A 25276-nucleotide genomic window follows, 5' to 3' on the forward strand; every position below is an offset into this window, starting at 1 on the left:
CTGTATATGTTTGTCTCAAAAGTCTTAAGCTTTTAAAGTAAGAAGAAATAACTAACTCTAGAATAATTTTAATAAGAAAAAAGACTCTTAAAAGTCATAGAACCAAGCTATCTCTTTATAAACATAGATTACTTTACGTCAGAATTATTAGAAATTGATCTCTCTAAGTAGTACATAACTTTTAAGTAATACTTAAGTAAGATACTTCAGAAAAATGTTTTAACATTTTTCTGATATGTCCTGGACATATCAGCGAAATTTAATACCAACTATGTAGTTTCTCTACTTAAAATCAAGCTTAACTCCACTGTTTTTACTCGTAAAAAGCCTCTGAAATTCTCCCTTAAGTCAACCTTAATTCGCTTCTCGTTTCATAAGTAAACTTAGAGCAGATTTATTAATGAGAGGCTCAAAAGCACCAAAAAAAATTAAGATATTTCAGTGTTTTAGAGTTTTAATTACTTTTTAAGTTGTAATCACTTTACTTAGCCATTGATTTCTTTTATTACATTACAAACTTCTCCTCTCAAGAAAGCAAAAGCAAATTACTAATGATGAAAATTTTCGTTTAACTAAAGTTTACATCTTAATTGCCTCTATTTGCACATACCACAAAAATTTTGCTTCCAAACTTGAGAGAAAAAATATAGTTTATAAATATTTTCATATATGTGTGGACTATACCCAAAATATCCTATAGTTTTTTCTTAAGCTTCTGAAAATCTTTCTTCATAATCTCCGCAAAGCTTAATAAATTAACCATTAAAAGCACCAAAGGTATAATTTATCTTGGTTTTGAAGTTTTCCTTTGAGATTTTATACTGCAATCTCTCACTAGACTTACTTATCAACACCCTAAAGTCACTCTAAAATCATCTTAAAGTTAGAGTAAACAAAATTATCATTATTTTGTATAATTTTGCAATTTCGTATGTATTCTTTGTATAATCTTGCTTAATTTTGCAATTTGATATAATTTGACACTTAGAGCTTCAAGTCTCTTATCTCAAACCAAAGCTCTAGTCTCCTAACCTCTAACCTTAAAAAAAGAGTTTGCACGTAAAGTCTTTAAGAAAATTAACTCCAATCTTCAAAAGCTTAAAAAATTAAGAAAACTCATAGGTATATTTGTAGTTTGTAATTAAAATTCTTCCCTCTGTCCTAGTAATCAGTTATTAGGACTATATTTATGTTTGTACTTTTTATTCAATTTTATTGAGTACTTTTTTAAGTATTTTTGCACTGCTTTTTTCTCAATTTGTCAAGCAAAAAAGCTGTAGTAATGTGTTAGCTCTTTTGAATAACAGATTATTATGAATAAAAAATATAAACTAAAATTTAACCGTCATACTCTCTCCCTTGATGCGGTTTCCGAACTTGCTTCTAATTGCGTTACCGGTTCAATTAAGCAAGAGCAAGTTCCAACAACCAGCTCCACTAATAAAACCTTTACATTTAATAAAATACAACAGTTTGTAAATAAAGTTATTGTTCCAGTTGGCTTAACTACCAGCGTAGCTTATGCTGATGAGGCAGCTCGTACAGGAATGCAAGTTATTAATGGTCGAGTAGATGTAATCACTAATGACCTTGTAACTACAATTACTAACTCTCCCAATGCAATTATTGAATGGCACAAATTCAATATAAACAATCATGAAATCGTAAAATTTATCCAAGAATCAAATAACTCAGCCGTCCTCAACCGCGTGCTGGGCGGAAGCGTGTCCCAAATTCTTGGACAATTAGAATCTAATGGTAAGGTTTTTCTGGTTAACCCAGCAGGAATTGTTTTTGGAGCAAATGCTCAAGTGGATGTTGCTGGTTTGGTAGCCTCAACCTTGGATATCACCAATGATAACTTTTTACAAGGTGATTATGTCTTTAATCAAGACAAGGATAAAGCAATTACCAAAATCTTAAACCAAGGGATGATTAAAGTAAATGCTGATGGAAGTCTCGCATTAATTGGCGGACAAGTAATTAATACGGGAACTCTTGAAGCAAGAAATGGCACTATCTATCTACTTGCTGGACAATCGATTAGTATTCAAGATCTCAACAACCCTTTAATCTCTTATAAAGTTACAGCAGAAAACCAAGCAGTAAACCTTGGAACAATTTTAGGGCAAAATGTAGCAATGGTGGCAAATAAGGTAGCACATGGACAAAACAATGAAGCTACTTTTGCCGATATTATGTCGAGTTATGGACAACAAACTACTACTGCAACCATTGATGCAAATGGCAATGTAATCCTTTATGGAGCAGGGACGGTAAAAAATGACACCCTAAATGTCCTTAATGCTCAGGATGCTAAGATTAGTACCCATAAAGATAGTATTGTAGTGACTAACGGCACAATTAAGTCGCAAGGCGGTAAAGTACAGGTATTAGGGGATGCGGTACGCTTAAGTAGCCAGACAAAAATTCAAAGTAATGGTGGACAAATTCAAATCGGGGGTGATGCTGAAGGTAAAGGTGAGATTAAACTAGCAAACATTACACTTGTCGATCAAGGAGCAAAAATTAACTCTTCTGCTAAGGGGAATGCAGGTAATATTGCCCTATGGGGAAATACTGCTCTCGTAAGTGGAAACTTCTTTGCTGAATCAAAAACCGGTAAAGGGGGACTGATTGAAACTTCAGGTCACTACATTGATTTAGGGCAAGAATTTACGGTAAGTACGAAATCTGATCTAGGCAGAAACTACTATGGAACTTGGCTCTTAGATCCTCGAGATTTACTGATCGGTAATGGTACTAACTCAGAAGCTCCTGTTGCAGGTACATGGTGGTATAACGGTCAACTACCTATAAATGAATATGCAGATAGTCAAAATGGTAGAAGTGTCATCGTAGATTCACAAATTAATAGTCAACTTAGAAGCTCAGGTGTACTCCTATATGCTACTGCCAATATCTATATTGAAAATGCAAGAATTTCTGGTGATCATAATCTAAACATTTATACAAGTAGTGGTAATATGTCCATTACTAACTCTAGTTTTAATATTAAATATGGAGATTTATCCCTACAAGCAAAAGGATTTTCTGCTTCAACCTCAAACTTCACTGCTGCAAAAAATATTACCTTAGGTACTCATGATGCAAGCTATGATTATAGAGGCACCACTTTCAAAACAACTTTTAAAGACTCGCAAATAACAAGTAACTCAGGAGCCATCTACCTACGTTCTCATTCCTATGGAGGCTTAGAAGCAACTAACACTAATATCTCAGCTGCAGCTGGATATGTATATTTTCAGTTTAATGCTAATGCAACCTTTACTAATGTAAATTTAACTGCCAAAAACTTATCTTCTTCTCCTAATAGAGGACAAGCTTCAACCATTAATGCTACCAACTCTAGATTCAATGTTACCGGTGTAGCTACCATTAATAACACCCTCTCGAACTTAACCACGAACAATACTACTTTTAATGGAGCCGGTACAGGATCTTTTGAGATAAATGTAAGTAATGCTCTCCTCAATAATAGTAAGTTTAATGGTACTAATACTACGACAATTAGAACCACTAATGGGGCAATTAATGTTACCAACACTACTATCGAAGCTACCAACAATGCAACGCTACAAGCAGTTGAAGGAGACATTAACTTTAATAAAGCAGTAATCAATGTAAGTACTGGTTTATTAACCATTAACACCACTAACAACGCTACCTTAAATAACCAAGTTACCTTAAACTTAGGTACGCAAGCAAGTGTTTACTTAAATGCAGATATCAATGCCAAAGTTGATAACTTTAATGTTAAAGCAAATAATGTTTGTGTTTCCGGTGGTTGCGTTACAGTTAATACCGCTAAAATTGAAGCGAGTGGAAATTTAAATGTTACCGGAAAAACTAAAACCGAATTAACTAGTGTTACCGCTCAAGGGGCTACTGCAACCATTGATACCACCGCAGGAACTACTACCTTAAAAGACGGCAAAGTTAAGGCTACTACTGGAGCTGCAAGTGTAAGTGGTTCAAGTGAGGTAACTTTAACTAATGTTGCTGTGGAAGGAACTTCTGCGAGTGTAGTTTCTAGTGGTGGGGCTGCAAGTGTAACTGCAAGTAATGTTACAGCCTCTACGAGTGAAGCTAAAGTATCAGGAACTCAAGTAACTGTAACCAATGCGAATGTAACTTCAACCGGTGGAGCGGCAACTGTTAGTGCTACTACAGGAGCTGCTACAGTTTCTCAAGCAAAAGTTTCCGGAAGCTCAGCAAGTGTTACTTCAACCAGTGGTAAAACTAGTGTGACCTCGACTAATGTCTCTGCAATCTCAGGAGAAGCTAAAGTATCAGGTTCAGAAGTAACTGTAACCAATGCTAATGTAACTTCAACTGGTGGAGCGGCGAGCGTTAGTGCTACTACAGGAGCGACGACGGTTTCTAACACAAAAGTTGCCGGAAACTCTGCAAGTGTTACTTCAACTAGCGGTAAAACTAGTGTAACTTCAACTAATGTCTCTGCAACTTCAGGAGAAGCTAAAGTATCAGGCTCAGAAGTAACTGTAACCAATGCTAATGTAACTTCAACTGGTGGAGCGACGAGCGTTAGTGCTACTACAGGAGCAGCTACTGTTTCTAACGCAAAAGTTGCCGGAAGCTCAGCAAGTGTTACTTCAACTAGCGGTAAAACTAGTGTAACCTCGACTAATGTCTCTGCAACCACAAGCGAAGCTAAAGTTTCAGGTACACAAGTAACCGTAACCAATGCAAATGTCACCTCTAATGGAGGAGCAGCTAAGGTTATTGCTAGCAATGGCGAAGCAAATCTATCTAATGCTCAAGTATCAGGAGGCTCAGCTCAAGTTAGTGCTACTAATGGTAATGCTACCCTAACTAAGATTAATGTTACCGCAACAAATGGTGAGGCTAATATTACTGGAACTAATGTTTCCCTAAACAATACTCAAGTAAATGCCTCAGGTACAGCAACCATTAATGCGACTAATGGAAAAGTTAGCCTTGAAAATAAAACCAGTGTTAATGCTTCAGCAGTAACAATCAATGCTACGAGCATTAATTTTACTAATGGTACTAATATCACTGCCAAAACGGAAGTTAACTTAACCGCAACTCAAGGAGATATTAATGCTCCTGGCACTAATATTACCGTTACTGGAGATAATGGTAAGGTTACCATTACTGCAACCGAAGGAAGCTTAGAAGCTCCAAATACTAATATCTCAGCAGTTCAAGGTAGTATCGAGATAAATGTTGGCAATAATGCAAGTTTTAGTCAAAGTAAACTTGTTACTCGAGATAACTTAACGGTCAGAGCTTCAGGAAATCTTACGGCTCAACAAGCAAACTTTACAGCTACCTCAGGTGACCTAGATTTAAATGCAGGGGTTAACTTAAATGTTACGCAAACAAGCACCATGAATGCGGGAGGCAATGTTACCCTTACCGGTGGTCATGTTAACCTTGAAAACTCTCCTGTAGTTGCAGGAAAAAGTATTACTGTTAATTCTACGCAAGGAAGCTTAACCTTTAATCAAGTTCCTCTCAAAGCAGGTAAAGATCTTACTTTAACCGCTAAGCAAGACATAATTAAAGGTGGTGCTCAACAAAAAACAGCACAACTTTATGCTCCGGGTAATGTTACCATCTCCGCAGGCGGAAATGTTTCTTTACCTTATACTCAAGTAACTGCAGGTAACCAAGCTAATATTACCGCTCAAAAAGGGAATATTAATCTCGATAATGCTACGGCTAATGCTACTAACAGCTTAACCGTAACGGCAGTAACCGGAAACGTTAGTGCTAAAAACGGAAGTTATATTTCTCAAGAGCAAAATGTAGCAATTAGTGCGGGTAATTGCATTACTCTACAACAGTCTGTAGTTAATGCTAGCAAAGGTGAAGTTAACTTAACTTTAACTGCTGATAACTCTCAATTAACTATAACTCAGACTAATGTTACCGCTAAATCTGTTGCTGTAAATGCAAAAAACAATGTAAGCTTTACGTCTTCAAATGTTTCTAGTGTAAATACTTTAGCAATTGAAACTAAAAATATCACTGTAAATAGTACTAATCTCAGTGCAAGTTCGGGCGATATCAACCTAACCGCTTCGAATAACTTAGAAGTTACAGATAACTCTAAGATCAATGCGTCAGGTTCTATGCACCTCCATGGAGGCAAGGTTACTCTGACTAACTCTAGCCTCAATGCTACAAACAGTATTGAAGTTAATGCAACTGCAGGCAACCTTACCTTTAGTGCTGCTCCAATGAATGCTGGAGAAAACATTAGTCTTGTTGCAAGCAAAAATATTATCAATGGTGGGGCTGCCGAGAGCCAAGCTCAAGTTACTGCTAAAGCAAATATTTATGTCGCAGCTAATGGTAATGTTTCTCTGCCTCATGTGCAACTACAGGCTGGAGCTAATGCTTCAGTAGTGGCTAAGGGTGGAGATATTAACCTCGATAACTCAGGCGTAAGTGCTACTGAGTCTGTAGAAGTAAATGCTACAGTCGGAAATATTGCTGCTTCCGGTGGTACATATAGCTCTACTAATAAAAATGTAGACTTTAGAGCGGGGAATAACATTACCCTAGATAATTCTGTAGTAAGTGCAAATCAAGGTGCAGTTAACTTTAATGCCACTGCAACAAATGCCAACTTAAAAGTTAGCAACACCAATGTTAGTGCTAAAACCGTAAACGTAAACGTAAAAAATAATGTAACCTTTACCAATACCAATGTAGCCGCTACCGAAAATAGTTTTGTCGTAAAAGCAAATAACATTAACGCTACTTCTTCTAACTTAACTGCCAAAGGAGAGGTTAATCTAACCGCAACTGCGAACTTAAGTTTAGAACAAAGCCAAGTTAATGGTACAGCTGTAGTTTTAGCGGGAGCAGAAGTAAAAGTTGGCAATAGTACTACGACTGCAACTAGTGAAAACATTACTATTTGTGCAACTAAAGCAGTAAATCTTTACAACCTCAGTGCCAAAGCAGAAAATCATACTTTTGTTCGTGGTAGTTCAATTGATCTAAACAATAGTACTGTAACCGCATCTAAAGGTGATATCTCTCTAGGAAATCTAACTACCGCACATACTAATATTACCGCTTCGACTTTAACTGCAACTGCTGGTAATGTAAGTGCAAGTGGTTCTAAAGGCGTGAAGGTTTCTGGAGTAACCACTAAGGCGGGGCTTGATATTAACTTAAGCTCAGCTGAAGGTGAAATAAACATCTCCAACAACACTTATTTAAACGCAGATAGATCTATCAACATCACAGCTAATAGTGTAAATGCTACGCAAACTACCCTTAAAGGAGACAAAGGTAATATCACCGTTAACGCAAGCTGTGGTTCAGCAACCTTTGTGAATGCTAGTTTAAATGCCTCTACGGGAGTAAAAGTAAATGCAACTACCGGTGTAACTGCAACTAATACTAGCTTTACCACCAAAACAGGTGATGCGACTGTTAATGCTTCTACTGGTGCAGTAACTTTAAGTGCTAATTCTCGTGTTTCAGGAGTAAGGGCAGAGGTTAGTGGTAATGGAGTTACCCTAAATAATGCAACAGTTACAGCAACCTCAGGAGCAGCTACAGTTGATGCAAGAACTGGCAAAGCTGATCTAAACAACGCTAGTGTAAATGCTACTGCAGGAGCTGCAAAAGTTACCGGTAGTGATGCGACTTTAGTGAATGCAAGTATAAATGGTACTTCTGCAACGGTTACCGCTAACTCAGGAGCTGCAAGTTTAACTCATGTTAATGTAACCGCAACAACTGGTGAAGCTAATGTAACCGCTGGCACTACAGCTACTCTAACCAAAGCTAAAGTTTCAGGGGCTAGTGCGAATGTTAAAGCGGGCAATAAAGCTAGCTTAACTGACGTTGAAGTTAATGCAACTGCCGGAGCTTCTACGGTTACTGGTTCTGAAGTAGAAGTTACAAGAACTAATATTACCGCTAAAGGTGGTAAGGCTCAGGTTGAAGCAACCTCAGGAACAGTTACTCTAAGTAATAGTAATGTTGCAGGAACAGACGCTACAGTTAATGCTACGGACAAGGTTACTTTAACAGATGTTGATGTTAATGCTACTCAAGGTAATGCAAGCGTAAGCGGTAAAGAGGTTACAGCTACAAACGCTAACATTACTACCAAAGATGGTAATGCTACCGTTAATGCAACTGATGGTAAAGCAAACTTAACCAACGCAAATGTTTCGGGTAACTCAGCAACCGTAACCGCTACAGATAACGTAACCTTAACTAAGGTGAACGTTAATGCTTCTAACGGTAATGTAAGCGTAAGCGGTAAAGAAGTTACAGCAACAAACGCTAACATTACTGCCAAAGGTGGTAATACTACCGTTAATGCCACTGGTGGTAAAGTTAACTTAACCAATGCAAATGTTACAGGTAATACTGCTACCGTAACCGCTACTGATAACGTAACCTTAACTAAGGTGAACGTTAATGCTTCTAACGGTAACGCAAGTGTAAGCGGTAAAGCTGTTGAAGCAACAAATACCAACATCACTGCTAAATCTGGCAATGCAACCGTTAATGCTAACGGTGGTAAAGTTAACTTAACCAACGCTAATGTTGCAGGTAACTCAGCAACCGTAACTGCTACGGATAACGTAACCTTAACTAAGGTGAACGTTAATGCTTCTAACGGTAATGCAAACGTAAGCGGTAAAGAGGTTACAGCTACAAACGCTAACATTACTGCCAAAGATGGTAATGCTACCGTTAATGCTACTGGTGGTAAAGTTAACCTAACTAATGCTAATGTTGCGGGTAACTCAGCTACCGTAACCGCTACGGATAACATAACCTTAACTAAGGTGAACATTAATGCTTCTAACGGTAATGCAAGCGTAAGCGGTAAAGAGGTTACAGCAACAAACGCTAACATTACTGCCAAAGCTGGCAATGCTACTATTAATGCAACCAATGGTAAAGTTAACCTAACTAATGCTAATGTTGCGGGTAACTCAGCTACCGTAACCGCTATAGATAACGTAACTCTAACTGATGTTAACATTAATGCTTCTCAAGGTAATGCAAGTGTAAGCGGTAAAGCGATTGAAGCTACAAACGCTAATATCACTGCCAAAGCTGGCAATGCTACTATTAATGCAACCAACGGTAAAGTTAACCTAACTAATGTTAATGTTTCAGGTAACTCTGCTAGTGTAACCGCAACGGACAATGTAACCTTAACTAAGGTCGACATTAATGCTTCTCATGGTAATGCGACAGTAAGTGGTAAAGGAGTTGAAGCTACAAACACCAATGTAACCGCAACTAATGGTGAAGCAACAGTTAATGCAACCGCAGGTAACGCAACTCTCAACAATACCACTGTAAGGGCAACGCAAAACGCAAGTGTACGTGGAACTAACGTAAGCTTAACCAATGCTACGGTTAAAGGTACTAATGCTACCGTACATGCTACAAGTGGAACTGCAACGCTTGTAGATACTAACGTTACTGCAACTAAGGGTAACGCAAGTGTAACAGCTACAAGTGTAGCTATTACCAATGGTGAAGTTAATGCAACCAATACTGCGATAGTTAATGCAACTAAGGGTACAGTTGAAATTAACAATGCAAGTGTAAATGCGACAAATGTAACCGTTAAGGGTACAAGCGTAACCTTAGGTAATGGTACTAATGTAACTGCTCAAACCTCAGTGAACATTAACGCTACTACAGGTGATCTCAATGCTACCGGCACAAATATCTCCGCAACTGGTACAAGTAGCAAAGTTGCAATTAATGCTCAAGAAGGTAATGTAACTGCAACCAATACCAATATCTCCGCAGCTCAAGGTAGCATTACTGTTGCCGTAAAAGACAATGTAAACTTAACTAGCAGTAAAGTTGTTTCTCAAGAAAGTCTTAAAGTATCTGCTAAGAACATTAGTGCAAACAATACTAACTTAGCTTCAACTGCAGGAGATGTAGAGTTAAATGCCTCAGTTAACTTAAGCGTTACTAACCAATCTGTAGTCCAAGCTGCAGGTAATGCAACCTTAACTAGTGGTAATGTAACCCTGACTAACTCTGCAATTAATGCAGGCAAAGATATTAGTGTTAATGCTACAACTGGTAACCTAAGCTTTAATGCTGCTCCAATGAATGCAACAGGGAACATTAGCTTAACCGCTAGCAAAGATATCGTAAATGGCGGAGAGGCGGGATCTCCTGCTCAAGTAACTGCTGGTGGTAACATTACCGTATTTGCAACCGGTAATGTCGCTCTACCAAATACCCAATTACAAGCTGGTGATAATGCAAATGTAACTGCACAAACCGGAAATATCAGTCTTGATAACTCAGGGGTAAGTGCTAAAAATACAGTACTCATTAATGCTTCTGCAGGTAGTATTTCTGCTTCAGGCGGAAACTATACTTCTACAAACAAAAATGTAGACTTTGTAGCAGCAAATAACATTACCATTAATCAATCTGTAGTCGAAGCAAAAGCTGGAGTAGTGAACTTTAGTACAACTTCAACTGATTCCAACTTAAAAGTAGAGAATACTAATGTTACCGCTAAATCAGTAAACGTAAACGTTAAAAACAACGTAACCTTTACCCAAGCAAATGTTACGGCTACCGAGACAAGTTTAGGAGTAAGTGCTGCCAATATCTCAGCAAGCTCAACTAACTTAACTTCAACTCAAGGTGATGTTAATTTAACTGCAAGTGTTAACTTAAGCGTAACCGAGAACTCGGTAGTTAATGCAAGTCAATCTGCGAACCTTGAGGGGGATAATGTAATCCTCACAAATTCAGAGGTAACCGCTGGTAAAGACATTAATGTCAATGCAACTGAAGGTAACCTAACCTTTAATGCGGCTAGTATGAATGCTGATGGAAATATTAACTTAACCGCAACTAAAGATATCGTAAACGATGGTGCTACTGCTTCTAAAACTCAAGTAACCGCACAAGGTAATATTACGGTAGTAGCTACAGGAAATGTTGCATTAGCTAATGCTCAACTAAATGCAGGGAACAAAGCTAATGTTACCGCTATAAACGGAGACATTAACTTAAGCAACTCAGGCGTAAGTGCAACAAATGGGGTGGTGATAAATGCCTCTCAAGGAAACATTACTGCAGTTGGAGGCAACTATAACTCTAGCAATAGTAATGTAGACTTTGTCTCAAAAACCAACATTACCGTAACTAACTCAGTAGTTAATGCTACAAGTGGAGATGTAAACTTCACTACCAGTGCCGACGCTTCTAACCTTGTTGTAAGTACTTCAAACGTTTCAGCACAAAATGTAAATGTAAAAGTTAAGAACAATGTAACTTTTGTGAATGCAAATGTGACGGCTACGAAGAACCTTGACGTAAATTCGGCAAATATTAGTGTAGACGCTTCTAACTTGGGTTCAACTGCTGGAAGCGTGAACTTAAATGCAACTCATAACCTCAGCCTCACTAACCATAGTCAGGTAAAAGGTAATGAAGTAACTCTTGAAGCTAACCAGGTTACAGTGAACAATGCAACTCTAACCTCTACAGCTGAGAACATTACGATCAAAGCAAATACTACCGCAACTCTTACAAACTTAACCGCAAACGCTACAAATCATACTTTTGTCCGTGCAAAAGCTATTGAGGTAACCAATGCAACCTTAAATGCAACCAAAGGAGATATTTCTTTAGGGGATGCTAATACCACAAGTATTAATGTAACTGCGACCAGCTTAAATGCTACAGCGGGTAATGTAAGTTTACGTGGTAATAATGGAGTAAATGTATCCTCAACTAGGGTTAACGCAAAATTAGATATAAATCTCAGTGCTCCTGAAGGTAAAGTAAATGTAACTAACTCTAGTTTAACCGCTGGTAGATCAATTAACATTACTGCTCAAGAAGTAAATCTCCTTGAAAAATCAGCTCTCACCACTGAAGCAGGTGTGTTAACCGTAAATGCAACCTCAGGTAAGGTAACTCTCAATAATGCTACTTTAACTGCAAATGCAAATGTTGCTTCGGTAACTGGTACTAATATTGACTTAACTAATGCCAGCGTAAACGCAGGCTTAGACACAACTGTTAACGCAACTGCTGGCAATGTAAGCCTAACTAATGCTAAAGTAAATGCAACCAGCGGGAATGCAAGTGTAATTGCGAGTGGAAATATTACAGGAACAAATGCCTCTGTAACCTCAACCTCTGGTCAAGCAAACGCAAATGCAACGGGAACAATAGAGTTAAGCAAATCTAATGTAAGCGGAGCAAATGTTGAAATTACAGCTAAAGAGGTAAACTTAACTAATACTACCGTAAACGCAACTACAACTGATGCAGTAGTAAAAGCTAAAGAGGGGAATGTTACTTTAGCTAACTCTAGTGCAACGGCAACTCAAAACGCCTCTGTAAGCGGAACAAATGTGAGCTTAACTAATACAAGCGTAACTGCAGGTAATCATGCTACAGTTAATGCTACTTCTGGTAATGTAAGCTTAACTAATGTAACTGTAAATGCGACCAGTGGTAACGCAAGTGTAGTTGCGACTCAGAATATTACGGGAGCAAATGTTAACTTAACTGCAACCTCAGGCAAAGCAAGTGTAAATGCAACCAGATCTGTAGATTTAAGCAAAGCTAATGTAACAGCTTCAAGCGTTGAAGTAGTAGGTGAAGGGGTAAGCCTAGCTAACTCTACCGTGAACGCAACTACGAACGATGCTGTAGTGAACGCTAAAGATGGCAATGTTACTTTAGATAACACAACCGTAGTTGCAAAACAAAATGCTTCAGTAAGCGGTGCAAACGTAAGCTTAACTAATGCGAGTGTTACAGGTAGCAATGCAACTGTGAATGCTACAACGGGTAATGCGACCTTAACCAACGTAACTGTAAATGCAACGAGCGGTAACGCAAGTGTAGTTTCAGGTAAAGATGTTAAGGGAACTAACACTAGGGTAACAGCAAAACACAATGCTACCGTAAGTGGAGCTAACATAAGCCTAACTAATGCAAGTGTAAATGCAGGTACTAATGCCAAAGTTAATGCTACAGCTGGTAATGTAACCTTAACCGACGCTAAAGTTAATGCAACTTCAGGTGTGGCAAGCGTAAATGCAAGCAATGCGGTGACAGGAACTAATGCTAGCATTACTTCAAGTCAAGGCAAAGCAAGCGTGAATGCTTCAGGTACAGTAGATTTAACTAAATCTAATGTTACGGGTACAAGTGCTGAAGTTAATGGTAAAGGTGTAAGCTTAGCTAACACTACGGTGAATGCAACCTCTACAGATGCAGTGATTAACGCTAAAGACGGTAAAGCGAACTTAGATAACACTACAGTAACTGCAAAACAAAATGCTTCTGTAAATGGGGATAATGTAAGCTTAACCAATACTAATGTTACGGCTCAAACTAACGCAAGTGTAACTGCGAATACGAGCGAAGTAACTTTAGGGAATGCAAATGTAAGAGGTAATACTTCTGCAACTGTAACCGGAGCAACTGAGATTACAACAACTAACAGTAGCATTGTGGCAGCCAAAGGTAACGCAACCGTGCAAGCAACTGGTGGTAAAGCAAGCTTAACGCAGGGAACACAAGTAACTGGTACTAATGCAACGGTAACTGGTACAAGTGTAGAAATCTCTGATAGTAAAGTAAATGCAACCTCAGGTACGGCTTTAGTGAATGCAACCTCAGGAGTGACAACGATTAATAACTCAAGTCTTGAAGGTACAGAAGTTAAAGTTAATGCAACCAGTGTAACTCTAGGCAATGGTACTAATGTAACTGCTACTGATGTTGTGAATCTTACTGCCACTACCAATGATATTAACGCCACAGGTACTAATATCACGGTGACTGGTACAGCAGGTAAACTTGAAGTTAACGCTCTAAGTGGTAACTTCACTACTACCAATACTAATATCTCCATTGCTCAAGGTTCTATGGAAGCTGAGGTTGCGAACAAAATAGTTCTCGACAACTCAAGCATTTCCTTAACCCAAGGAGCGCTAAACTTAAGTGCAACTAGCCTTGAAGTGACGCAAAACTCTAGTCTCACTGGGGCTGGCATGAACTTCAATGCTCAAGATATTGTTGTTAACAATGCTAGCTTAAACGCAACCACAAGTGGTATTAATTTAAATGCTACAAACTCTACGGAGTTTAATAATGCAAGTGCTACCGCTAAAGGAGATGTGTTAGTACGTTCTCGTCGTAGTCTTGATACAGCTCCAAGTGCCCTTACGGCTTCAAACGGTGAAGTTGTTCTTGCAGAACAAGATAGTCAAACGATTAACCTTTACTCTTCTTGTTTAAGTAGTCAGGAAGGTAATGTAAGCTTACTTGCTACTAACGAGGTAAATGTTTCTAACTCTGCGGTAAACGCTCAGCTCAACCTTAACTTAAGTTCAACTGAGAGCAAAATTGAGCTAAGCAATGCTTCTTCTTTAGAAGCACAGGGTACAGTTAATCTCACAGCTCAAGAAGTAATGCTCAAAGAACAAACAAGCATTACCACCCAAACCGGCAGTATAACTGTAGACTCTACTACCGGCATGGCAACGCTAGAGAATGTAACCTTAACCACTAAAAATGAAGATTTACATATCTTGGGGGATAGCTTAAAGATAAGTAACTCTAGTCTTACTACGGGAGCAAGTCTATCTTTAGAAGCAACTACAGATGACTTAACTATAACTAAGAGCCAAGTTAATGCCACTGCAGGAGCTAAACTCCAAGCTCAAACAACAATCACCCTTGAAAACTCAGAAGTTCATTCTGCTAAAGGGACTACTGAAATTAACACTAGTGATAAGGTTTCTCTCACGCAAGATACCAACATTAGCGGTACTAATGTACAAATTACAGCTTCAAACTTAGAAGTTAAAGATAGTAAAGTTAACGCAACTAGCGGACAAGCTCTGCTTAATGCTACCGAAATTAGTTTAAACAATACTAGTCTCGAAGCAACCGAGCTTACTCTTAATGGCACAAGTGTTACTGTAACCAATAACTCTAAACTCGAAGCAAGAGCTAACCTCAGCTTCCGTAGCAATAGTATTGAGGTGTACGAGTCAAGCTTAAATGCAGAGAATGAAATTTCTCTTGGTGATTTAAATACTCGTGAAACGATCATTACGAATGCAAGCTTAACTACAGCTCAAGGTGATTTAAGTGTTACGGGAACAACTAATCTCACGGCAACAAATTCAACTTTCGCAGCGGGTAGAGATTTAAATCTTGCGTCACCTGCAGGTAATGTAACTGTTAAAGGTGGAAGTCTTGCTGCCGTACGTACTATTAACCTTACGGCAGAGAATCTCACTCTTGGTAACAAACTTGAAATTGCGACACAAGATTTAGAGGTTACTGCAGGTAACTTCAGTGTAGAGAATCAAGTAAACATTACAGCTAGTGGCGATGTTAATTTAACTGCTCGTGATCAATTTGTAGCTGAGCAATTAAATATCCAAGCAAATAATCTAAGTTTAAGTGGGAAAGAGGTAAGCTTAACTGGAGGGAATCTTGAAGCTCAAGGAAGTTTAGAGATCACTACGCCAAATAACTTAACCCTTGAAGGAACAAATGCTTCAGGGCAAGAAGTTATCCTCAGCGGAAACCAAGTATCTCTCAACCAAGTAAATATAGAAGCAACACAAAATACAACCATTAGTGGTGAAAACTTAAGCATCACTGCGAGTCAAGTAAGTAGTGAGGCTGGGAATACAAGTCTAGTAGCGAATAATAGCATTAATATTAGCGGAGCAAGTGCTCTCTCAGGAGCTAATATGCTCGTTAATGCTACCGGTAATGTAGAGTTAACTAATACTACTCTGACCGCTACGGCAGCCGAAAATGGTTTAGTAAGTGTAACCGGAAGTAATGTTACTTTATTAAATGTAACTATCCAAGCTCTTGAGAATACGCAATCAGCAGTAAATCTAACCGCAACCAGTGGTGATGTAGTTGCTCTTAATACGCATTCTAGCGGAGGGGCACAACTTAATATTGACGCTACCGAAGCTATCGACCTCCAAGACTCTTCCTTTACTGGAGACGATACAGATTACGCTACCTTAACTTCAAGTAAAATGCATATTAAGGTAATTAATACTCCAATTACTCGTTATAAAGGCGTAAAGCGTAATGACGGTGTAACGCCAGCAAGTAATTATAGTGATTGGTTACTGACTGAACCAAGTGATCTCTTAACCCGCAAAGTTGTAGAAAATGATTTACCACTCCCTGCAGGTGAAGGCTTAGGGGCTCTACACAATGAGTTCCGTATCTCTACTTGTTATCTTGTAATTGATGATGTCTTTAAACGTTATCAAGTAAGCGAAGAGGATATGCTTAACCTTGCGGTACGAGAAATTATTAACAAGTACAATCTTTCAGAACTTGATCGTGAAAGATTTGCTAAAGCATGTAATCTCGTTCCAGGTTATTTAAGAACCTATACGCTTTTAGTTAAAGATAAACGTAAAGAAAGAAAAAATTAATTTAACTTTTTAAAATTAGAGTTAAAACCAATTTAGATTTCTAATTTATTTAGATCTAAAATCTATTTAGATTTGTAATTTATTTAGAGCAAAATCTATTTAGATTTCTCATTTACTTAGATTTAGAATCTACTTAAATTTAAATTTATTTAATTAAACAAAAGGTGCTAATTAGCTGAGCTAATTAGCACCTTTCTTTTATCTTAATTAGAAAATTTTATGAGGTTATCTTAATTTCGACCTTTATGTTCAGTTGTTTTATTTTGCTCTGAATTTTTTTAAGTTTTACTAAACTTTTTTACATTCACTTTAAAGATCACTCTTTACTTATATAATCTTCTTAAGTTTTTTTATGTTTTTGTTCGAGCAGATTTTTTATCTTAGCTTCAAGTTTGGCTCTATTTGAAGCTTTGCCAGACTTTACTTTAAAACGCCCTGAATTTATTTTAATATTTACAAATTCTGCCTGTATTTTACTTACTTGGCTCTGAACTCTATTTACCGGTATTGTTGTTTCTTTTTCCGTACTTAAATGAGTTTGCTGCGTGAGATTAGCCAATACTTGAGCCGTTTCGCCTCCCTCACCTTGTTGAGCAAAAGCACGAGCAAGAGAATCAAAATTTAAAGAACTATTAATTAATCTTTGTTGGGTACGTTGGTCAAATAGTTCTTGTTGCTCTTGTTGTTTTTGTAACATAACTCTACTATTTAAAGTATGAGCATGAGAAATGGCAAGAGCTAAGGCATCTGAAGCATCTAACTTAGGTTTGCTCGTCAAGTGTAAAATGCGACATACCATGTGATTTACTTGTTCTTTTTTGGCACTACCGATTCCAGTGACAAACTTTTTCGCTTGGCGAGCTGAAAGTTCAAAAATAGTCGCTCCACCTAAAGAGCCAGCCAAAATCGCTATCCCTCGAGCCATCCCTAACTTAATAGCAGCTTGAGGGTTAGTCGCAATAAATACTTGCTCCACTACCATATGTTCAGGTTGATAAGTTTTAATAACTTCTTGGAGTTGGGCATAAATAATCGGTAAACGACTATTGATATCACTCCCTTTCACACTAATTACTCCCGAAGTTATATACTTTAACTTAGAACCTGTTTTTTCAATAATCCCATATCCCATATTTACTGAACCGGGATCTAGGCCTAAAATAATGGTCATAATTATCTAGTCTTGTTATAACAATTTTTCTTTTACTTAGTATTATAACAACAAGCAAAAAGGCTTAGAAATAATTCTAAACCTTGGATTGGATCTGTTTATATTTTCTTATGAGACAATTATTCATAGAAGTTTAGCCTTCTTGGTCTTGGCATGAGAAAAACCCTTACTAAAATTTGATATACCATAAAGGTAGAGGCAGTAACAATAAAGTAAGGTAAGGCTTGTTTACTAAACAATAATGAGCTTAAAGTAATAAAGTCCTCGGCATCGGCATAATTATGCACGAGCATTACCGTATACACGAAAATAAAACTTAAAATTACTAGCAAATTACGTCCCCAAGACAAAAATTGTGAACGACAAGTAATAAAAAATCTTTGCAAATAAAGGCTTAAGATAAAAAGAAACACTGTCCCTATACTTGCATAGGCACTGGTAACAATTAAACCTAACCACCAAGCTGAGATAGGTTGAGGTAAAAGTTGCCAAGTTACGAGATAGCTACAAACAAAGCTTAAGCCAAAATAAATCAAGATTTTCTTTATTACCGAACTGCGTTCAATACTCGGAAATAGCTTTCCAAGAACTATAAAGAGGATAAAGACAAAGCTATAATAAAAAATCGTAATTAAAGATCCAACTAAAACCTCAGAACTTAAATTATCAAAACTAATTAAGTTACTTAGTCCTGGTTTTAATCCAAGATTACCTAAAATTTTTAAAGGTACAAGAAACCAAGATAGGAGTAAGGTCGTAATACTTAATATAGCTATAATTATTATGCCACGTCCTAACTTAGCTAAACTAAGACGACGAGAAGCAAAAATATTACGTGTAAAGTCCATGATTTACCCTAAGCTTGCGATACATAACTAAGCTTTTTACTCGCTCTATTTTACTAGAAAATAGAGATAATTTATAACTAAATTGTCCAATCTGTGATCTAAATCACACTTTTATTTGTTTATCTACAAGATATTAAATTTTATGAGACATTTTGTATACTTATTTTTGTGAGTTATGCTTAACATGTTCATTAGCAAACAAAATCCCGATCACCTCTGATCACCTCTTGATAAATCTCTGATCAAATACTCTAATCTCCCCCTTAAAGTTCATTCAACTTTTGGAGTTCATCCCACACTTCTGTATCATCGCACAAAAAAGAGACCCCTAAGGATCTCTTTTTTACCATTATAAATATTATTCGAGCGTTGCGGCTACTTCCTCAGAAATTTCTCCATTGTGAAAAACTTCTTGTACATCATCTAGATCTTCTAAAGAATCAATCATTTTAATGAAAGTAGCTGCTGTCTCTGCATCTAAATCAATTTTATTTGCAGGAATTTGAGCAATTTCAGCGTTAGCAGCTTTTAAGCCTGCAGCTTCTAAAGCATCACGTACTTCGTTAAAGCTTTCCCAAGGACAGTAAACATCTACTGTACCATCGCCGTAATCAATAATATCTTCACAACCTGCTTCTAAAGCTACTTCCATTACCTCTTCTTCTGAAGAGTTTTCAAAAGTAAATACTCCACGTTTGGTAAATAAGTAAGATACTGAACCATCTGTACCTAGGTTTCCACCTAAACGGGTAAAAGCATGACGTACTTCAGATACTGTACGGTTACGATTATCAGTTAAGCACTCAACCATAATTGCTGTACCGCCTGGACCATAACCTTCATAGATAATAGTCTCCATGTTCGTACCTTCACCACCACCTGTACCACGCTCTACCGCACGATTAATGGTATCACGTGTCATGTTATTAGATAGCGCTTTATCTACTGCGGTACGAAGACGTGGATTCGAAGCTACATCGCCACCACCTAATTTAGCAGCAACGGTAATCTCACGAATTAATTTAGTAAAAATTTTTCCACGCTTTGCATCTTGGGCTGCTTTTTTGTGTTTAATATTAGCCCACTTACTATGACCTGCCATAAAAAACCTTTATTTCGTTTAAATTAAAAAATTATTTGTCTCGATGAACTTTATATTCAGGAACTACATCTATAGCTACTTCAGCTAACGCTTTATCAGCAACATATGACGGTGCATTTGTCATTAAACAAGTTGCAGCATTAGTTTTCGGGAAGGCTACTACGTCACGAATATTCTCTGTTCCTGATAAGAGCATTGCAATACGGTCAAAACCAAAAGCACAACCAGCATGTGGTGGAGCTCCATATTTAAATGCATCTAGTAAGAAACCAAATTTATCTTGTTGTTCTTCAGCATCTATACCAATTAAATCAAAGATTTTTGATTGAAGTTTTTGGTTATAAATACGTACTGAACCTGAAGAAAGCTCAAAACCATTCATTACCATATCACATGCGTCAGCACGGATATCTAGTACTGGAGTATTCTCTAAGTACTCCACAGTACCTTCGATTGGTGAAGTAAATGGATGGTGAGCAGCAATTAATGCTCCCGACTCTTCATCAATTTCATACATTGGGAAATTAATTACCCACAGAGGAGCAAATGCTTTTAAGTCTACTAAGCCTAAATCACGACCTAAACGAATACGTAGACCACCGGCAGCTTTAGTTGCCACATCTTTATGATCTGCAATTACAAACACTTGATCATTATTTGCAAGATTTAATGTTTGATGTAATTGACTATAAATTTCTGGAGTAATAAATTTAGCAATCGAACCTTTTACTTGAGCTTGCTCATGGTCAACTACACTAAAGTGAGCTAAACCACCTAAACCTAAAGAGTTAACATATTTAGTGTATTCATCAATTTTCTTACGACTAAATTGTTCAGCAGCTCCAGGCACTTTAATTGCAATTACTCGAGCTTTAGGGTCATTAGCTGCTTTAGCTAAAAACTCTAAACCTACTGCTGTAAAAGCAGTATTTACATCTTGTAATAATAATGGATTACGTAAATCAGGTTTATCCGAACCATAGTCACGCATTGCCTGATCATAACTCATACGTGGGAATTTAGCTGGAAGATCGTAATCTAACACTTCTTTCCATAAGTGACGAATTAAATCTTCACCAATTTCACGTACTTCTTCTCCAGTAAGGAACGTAGTTTCTAAGTCAATTTGTGTAAACTCAGGTTGACGGTCTGAACGTAAATCTTCATCACGGAAGCATTTTACAATTTGGAAATAACGATCAAAACCTGACACCATTAATAATTGTTTAAATAATTGTGGTGATTGAGGTAAAGCATAAAACTTCCCTTTATTTACACGTGAAGGAACTAAATAGTCACGAGCTCCCTCTGGCGTAGCTTTAGATAATACTGGAGTTTCTACTTCAATAAAACCGTGTTGATCTAAGTAGCTACGTACTACCTGATAAGCCTTGTGACGAATAAAAAAGCGTTGTTGATTTTCTGGACGACGTAAATCTAAATAACGATATTTTAAACGTAAATCTTCAGGTACTTCCGTGTTATAGTCTAAAGGCAGAACTTCTGCTTCCGAATATACATGCACTTGAGTAGCTTCAATTTCAATTTCCCCAGTTTTCATTTTTGGGTTTACTTGATCCGCAGGACGAGCACGTACAATCCCTTCTACACGAATACATGACTCAGGGCGTAAATTCGAAACCTTGACAAAAAACTCTGCTTCCGGCTTAATAAACACCTGCACAATTCCTTCACGGTCACGTAAATTTAAAAAACATAAACCACCAAAGTTACGATTACGATCAACCCAACCATTTAAAGTTACGCTTTGACCTTCATATTCTTTGGTTACTGCACCACAATATAAACGCATTATTTGTTTACCTATTAATCTAAAATTCTGTGAAATTTTTCTTCAGCTTAAGCTGTAAAAATGTCTTGCTTAATTATACCATAAGTGAAATTATTTCTCAGATTCTGCTATGTTATAATAAGAGGTTGCGATTAAATCCATTCTTTTAGCATTTATTTAACGTAAATTATTATTAATTATGAGCCGTGATAATATCTATGCTGATCAAGATATTCCTGGAGATTTTCAGTTTAACGATGTAGTAGCTGAAGTCTTTCCGGATATGATTCAAAGATCAGTGCCTATCTATAATGCGATCCTTGAGAATATTCCTCTTCTCGGTTATAGATATATTACTGAAAATTCTAACGTCTATGATCTAGGTTGCTCGCTAGGAGCTATGACTTTTGCTTTACGTCAAAGTTTACCTTTAAAACCCCAAAATCTTGGAGCAATACCTCAACAAGTAAACTTCTATGCCGTGGATAATAGCTCGGCTATGATTCAAAGAGCCAAACTCAAACTTGCGGGTTATCAAAGTGCTTACCCTACCCATTTTCTTTTAGACAATATTGAAAATGTAACCATTACCAACGCAAGCATGGTAATTATGAACTTTGTCTTGCAGTTTTTTAAACCTGAACAAAGACAAGCCCAGCTTGAACGCATCTACGCAGGCTTAAATCCCGGAGGTGTTTTAGTACTTTCGGAAAAGTTTACTAATCCTGATCCCGAAGCCGAACATCAAATTTGCCATCTCCATTGGGATTTTAAAGCAAAAAATGGCTATTCCCAACTCGAAATCGAGCGTAAACGTAATGCCATTGAAAACATTATGATTTTAGATAGCCTACCTGAGCATCTACATAGATTAGAGCAAATTGGCTTTAAAGCGGTAGTGTGGCAACTAGGATTTAACTTTTGCTCAATTCTCGCATTTAAACCTAAATAAACTTGAAGATCTCTCCCAAAACGGAGAGATCTTTAGTTTTAGTTATACTACTTGGCATGCCCCCAAAAAGTATGGTTACTTTCTCTTCAGTAAAATTTCCCAATCATCAACTTTATGCCAAGAATTGCAACTTATTGACCTATCCTTAATCTATCTTAACTTTTCCTTTAGCGATCCTTGCTCTACTTACCTCCTACGTCTTAAGCGACTTTACCCTCTCTGTGCTCTATCTAAACTTTATCTCTAGAGTCAATCCCGAAACTCTCTTACTAATTTGAGCTATAACTTTAAATTTACCACTAATTCTTACACTTTTTGTATCAGAATTAAAAAATTTTTCTTAACGGTTATTTTTATAATTTTCTCCCGAGATTATCGATTCTTTTTCCTACTTAACCTCAATTTTATTTGCAAAAGTTACCTTTTGGTTAGTTTTGTGCTTGCCCTTTACTCTAAAATTTTTTTCTTTATACTTAAAACAACAAGCAAATAATTAAAACAAAACAAACAAAAACAACAATTAGTTATATTTTTTGGAGTACCCATGAATTTATTACAAACAACTCATCCCCAACAACGTAGATTTATTCTAGGAATTTTTATTGCTCTCGTTACAGGTTTTATTTCAGCTTTTGTAAAAGGAGGTTGGATGGGACTTGTACCTACGCAATATGCTCATGAAACTTCTCCTATTGTCCTCTTTCTTAATCTTTTTCATGTAGATTTTGCAAATAAAACCTACACCCTTTTAGGTTCTACCGTAAACTGGGCAATCTATGGCACACATATTCTCTTTTCGATCTTTTTAGCTTTAATCTATGTGTTACTTGCAGAAATCTTTCCTAAAATTCGTCTCTTTAAAGGTGTAGCTTATGGTTGGATTTCAGGTATTGCGGCTCACTATATTGTCTTCCCTCTTCTTGGCATGGCTAGTGTATTTACTTGGACTGGTCTCGTTTCAGAGCTTTTAGGAGCTGCTTTATGGATTTGGACTATCGAAGCGCTGCGTGCTTATATGCGTCGTGGAGCAACAGGATATGCTAATGCAGAAGACATGCCTCTTTAATTAACTTCTCTTTTGCCTCAGTAAGCTAAATAACTTAATGCTCTAGCTTGCTGAGGCTTTTCTTGTATCTTTTAATTTATTTTATATCTCAGGTCAAAGTATCTAAACAATGCTAGCTTCTCAGGACACTCTAGCAAATCCTCCTATATTTCCACCACTTTTTTAGAATAAAGTCAATTGCCTAGGTTCTTTCTTCCCCATTTTATAAAAGACAAGCTAAAAAATATCTCTAGCCTCAAATTTAATTCGGTCGAATTCGACCGAATTAAAATTCCTGCAGTTTAAGATTTACCATAAACCAAAGAATTCAATTTTATCTTTTATTCTCAACTAGTTTTTTATTAAATCATTTGAGGCAACACTTTTAAATCTCGCAAGATTCGGTAGACTTATAATTCTTGAAATCTTCAGTATAAATGAGAATCACAAATCCTTTTGCTTCAATCTTATCTCTATTTACTTTTCCTATATACAAATTTACCCTTATCTTTGATTTAGGACTTAACCTTAAGGGCAAAAGCTTTTATTCTGCTACACTTTGTGGAAGTATTCACTATTTTTTAACTTTTTTACTTATCTTTTCCTAATCTTTTTGAAAAACAGAACAAAATAATGAAACTTTAATTTACTTAGAACAGCATAAAAACCGATTTTTCCTTTTTAACCCCTCCCTAAAACCACCTTTACTTCAACCTCTTTCCTCAGTAATTTATTGACAGACAATTAAGGGGAAGAGTATAATTCACACTTAATTAAACAAACTCGAGATTACTCTCTTCTCTCTTATACGAGTTTTATTAAAGGTATCAAAAAAGAAAGAAGGATCAATATGAATTTATTTCAAATGACAAATCCAAGACAACGTCGCATTGTTTTAATGTTATTAATTGCGATAGTTGCAGGTATTCTATCAGCTTTTGTTAAAGATGGTTGGGAATCAACTTTCCCTCCACGTGGCGTTAATGATGTACCTCCTCCAGTATTATTCTTAGAAGTTTTTGGAGTTAATGTTGCTGACAAAACTTATACAATTTTAGGTGTAACTGGCAACTGGGCTGCGATGTTAACCCACTTAATATTCTCAATTGTAATGGCTGCAATTTACTGTGTGTTAGCTGAAATTTTACCAAAAGTAAGAATGTTCAAAGGTGCAGTATTCGGTTATGCAGCAGCTTTAAGTGCTCACTATGTAGTACTTCCAATGTTAGGTATTCCTCGTGAGTTCTCTATTCCAGGTTTCCTTTCTGAATTAGGTGGTACTCTTCTTTGGATTTGGAGTATTGAAGTATTCCGTGCTTATATGCGTGAAGGAGCTACAGGCTACAAAAACGCAGAAGATATGCCTGTAAAATAATTTAGCTAAATTTTTTAAATAAAAATTTAAGCCACAAAATAATCACAAAGAGAGAAGTCTTAGCTTATCCCTAAGACTTCTCTCTTTGTTTAATACTATACAAAACTGTCATGAAATAGATTCAAGAATAAACCCTACTTTATCTGAGAATCTCTTGAGCTTTTTTATTATAATAGCCACTTTCAAATCTCAAACAAGTATAACTACAATGATCAATTATGCAACAACATCAAGAAATAGAACAAGGTAAAGAAGTAATTGGAGAAGCTTCTTCTACTTATGGAGGTATGGACTATACCAGCCCTCATCAACAACAGCTCCAACAAAATATTGGCAGTAAGTTTCTACTTATTTGCATTCTTGGCATTGTCTCTATGACCATGCCTATTAGTAATGACGCTTTAATTCCGGCAATAGTTTCGCTAAGAGATTTTTTTCCAAGTTAGCTTAGAACAAATTCAAGCCATTATTCCTTACTTTGTTATAGGT

General features: G+C 36.9%; 9 protein-coding genes. 5 read left to right on the forward strand and 4 right to left on the reverse strand.

Annotation, left to right across the window (positions count from 1 at the left end; genetic code table 11):
- Nucleotides 1-1313 precede the first annotated feature (1313 nt).
- Nucleotides 1314-16502, forward strand: a complete 15189-nt coding sequence (locus tag CKF59_RS01235) for a hypothetical protein (RefSeq protein WP_119534168.1) — start codon at nucleotides 1314-1316, stop codon at nucleotides 16500-16502.
- Between the two features lie 340 nt (nucleotides 16503-16842).
- On the opposite strand, the gene ruvC is transcribed toward CKF59_RS01235, so the two are convergent.
- From ruvC to aspS, 4 genes are all read right to left on the reverse strand, one after another.
- Nucleotides 16843-17673 carry a crossover junction endodeoxyribonuclease RuvC gene (ruvC, locus tag CKF59_RS01240; RefSeq protein WP_119534169.1) on the reverse strand — a complete coding sequence of 277 codons (831 nt, stop codon included), beginning with the start codon at nucleotides 17671-17673 and terminating at the stop codon, nucleotides 16843-16845.
- 119 nt (nucleotides 17674-17792) lie between these two features.
- Nucleotides 17793-18521 carry a hypothetical protein gene (locus CKF59_RS01245; RefSeq protein ID WP_119534170.1) on the reverse strand — a complete coding sequence of 243 codons (729 nt, stop codon included), beginning with the start codon at nucleotides 18519-18521 and terminating at the stop codon, nucleotides 17793-17795.
- A 358-nt stretch (nucleotides 18522-18879) separates the two neighbouring features.
- On the reverse strand, nucleotides 18880-19623 hold the full coding sequence (locus CKF59_RS01250) for a YebC/PmpR family DNA-binding transcriptional regulator (protein WP_119534171.1): 744 nt from the start codon (nucleotides 19621-19623) through the stop codon (nucleotides 18880-18882).
- 31 nt (nucleotides 19624-19654) lie between these two features.
- Nucleotides 19655-21439: an aspartate--tRNA ligase gene (aspS, locus tag CKF59_RS01255; RefSeq protein WP_119534172.1), complete on the reverse strand. Its 1785-nt coding sequence runs from the start codon at nucleotides 21437-21439 to the stop codon at nucleotides 19655-19657.
- Between the two features lie 175 nt (nucleotides 21440-21614).
- Here aspS and cmoA point away from each other — a divergent pair, with 175 nt between their 5' ends.
- From cmoA to CKF59_RS01275, 4 genes are all read left to right on the forward strand, one after another.
- Nucleotides 21615-22367: a carboxy-S-adenosyl-L-methionine synthase CmoA gene (gene cmoA, locus CKF59_RS01260; protein ID WP_222985467.1), complete on the forward strand. Its 753-nt coding sequence runs from the start codon at nucleotides 21615-21617 to the stop codon at nucleotides 22365-22367.
- Nucleotides 22368-22911: 544 nt separating this feature from the next.
- Entirely contained in the window at nucleotides 22912-23433 is a 522-nt protein-coding gene (locus CKF59_RS01265; protein WP_119534174.1) for a DUF1440 domain-containing protein, read from the forward strand.
- A gap of 829 nt (nucleotides 23434-24262) precedes the next feature.
- Nucleotides 24263-24787: a DUF1440 domain-containing protein gene (locus CKF59_RS01270; RefSeq protein WP_119534175.1), complete on the forward strand. Its 525-nt coding sequence runs from the start codon at nucleotides 24263-24265 to the stop codon at nucleotides 24785-24787.
- A 218-nt stretch (nucleotides 24788-25005) separates the two neighbouring features.
- Nucleotides 25006-25233, forward strand: a complete 228-nt coding sequence (locus CKF59_RS01275) for a hypothetical protein (protein ID WP_119534176.1) — start codon at nucleotides 25006-25008, stop codon at nucleotides 25231-25233.
- Nucleotides 25234-25276 lie beyond the last annotated feature (43 nt).

This window comes from Psittacicella gerlachiana (assembly GCF_003585965.1).
In the GTDB taxonomy this organism is placed as follows: domain Bacteria; phylum Pseudomonadota; class Gammaproteobacteria; order Enterobacterales; family Psittacicellaceae; genus Psittacicella; species Psittacicella gerlachiana.

Excerpts from the sequence above, each read along its gene's own strand:
- CKF59_RS01250 (WP_119534171.1), bottom strand. The coding sequence starts at position 19,623 with ATGGCAGGTCATAGTAAGTGGGCTAATATTAAACACAAAAAAGCAGCC.
- CKF59_RS01235 (WP_119534168.1), top strand. The coding sequence starts at position 1,314 with ATGAATAAAAAATATAAACTAAAATTTAACCGTCATACTCTCTCCCTT.
- ruvC (WP_119534169.1), bottom strand. The coding sequence starts at position 17,673 with ATGACCATTATTTTAGGCCTAGATCCCGGTTCAGTAAATATGGGATAT.
- CKF59_RS01245 (WP_119534170.1), bottom strand. The coding sequence starts at position 18,521 with ATGGACTTTACACGTAATATTTTTGCTTCTCGTCGTCTTAGTTTAGCT.
- cmoA (WP_222985467.1), top strand. The coding sequence starts at position 21,615 with ATGAGCCGTGATAATATCTATGCTGATCAAGATATTCCTGGAGATTTT.
- CKF59_RS01275 (WP_119534176.1), top strand. The coding sequence starts at position 25,006 with ATGCAACAACATCAAGAAATAGAACAAGGTAAAGAAGTAATTGGAGAA.
- CKF59_RS01270 (WP_119534175.1), top strand. The coding sequence starts at position 24,263 with ATGAATTTATTTCAAATGACAAATCCAAGACAACGTCGCATTGTTTTA.
- CKF59_RS01265 (WP_119534174.1), top strand. The coding sequence starts at position 22,912 with ATGAATTTATTACAAACAACTCATCCCCAACAACGTAGATTTATTCTA.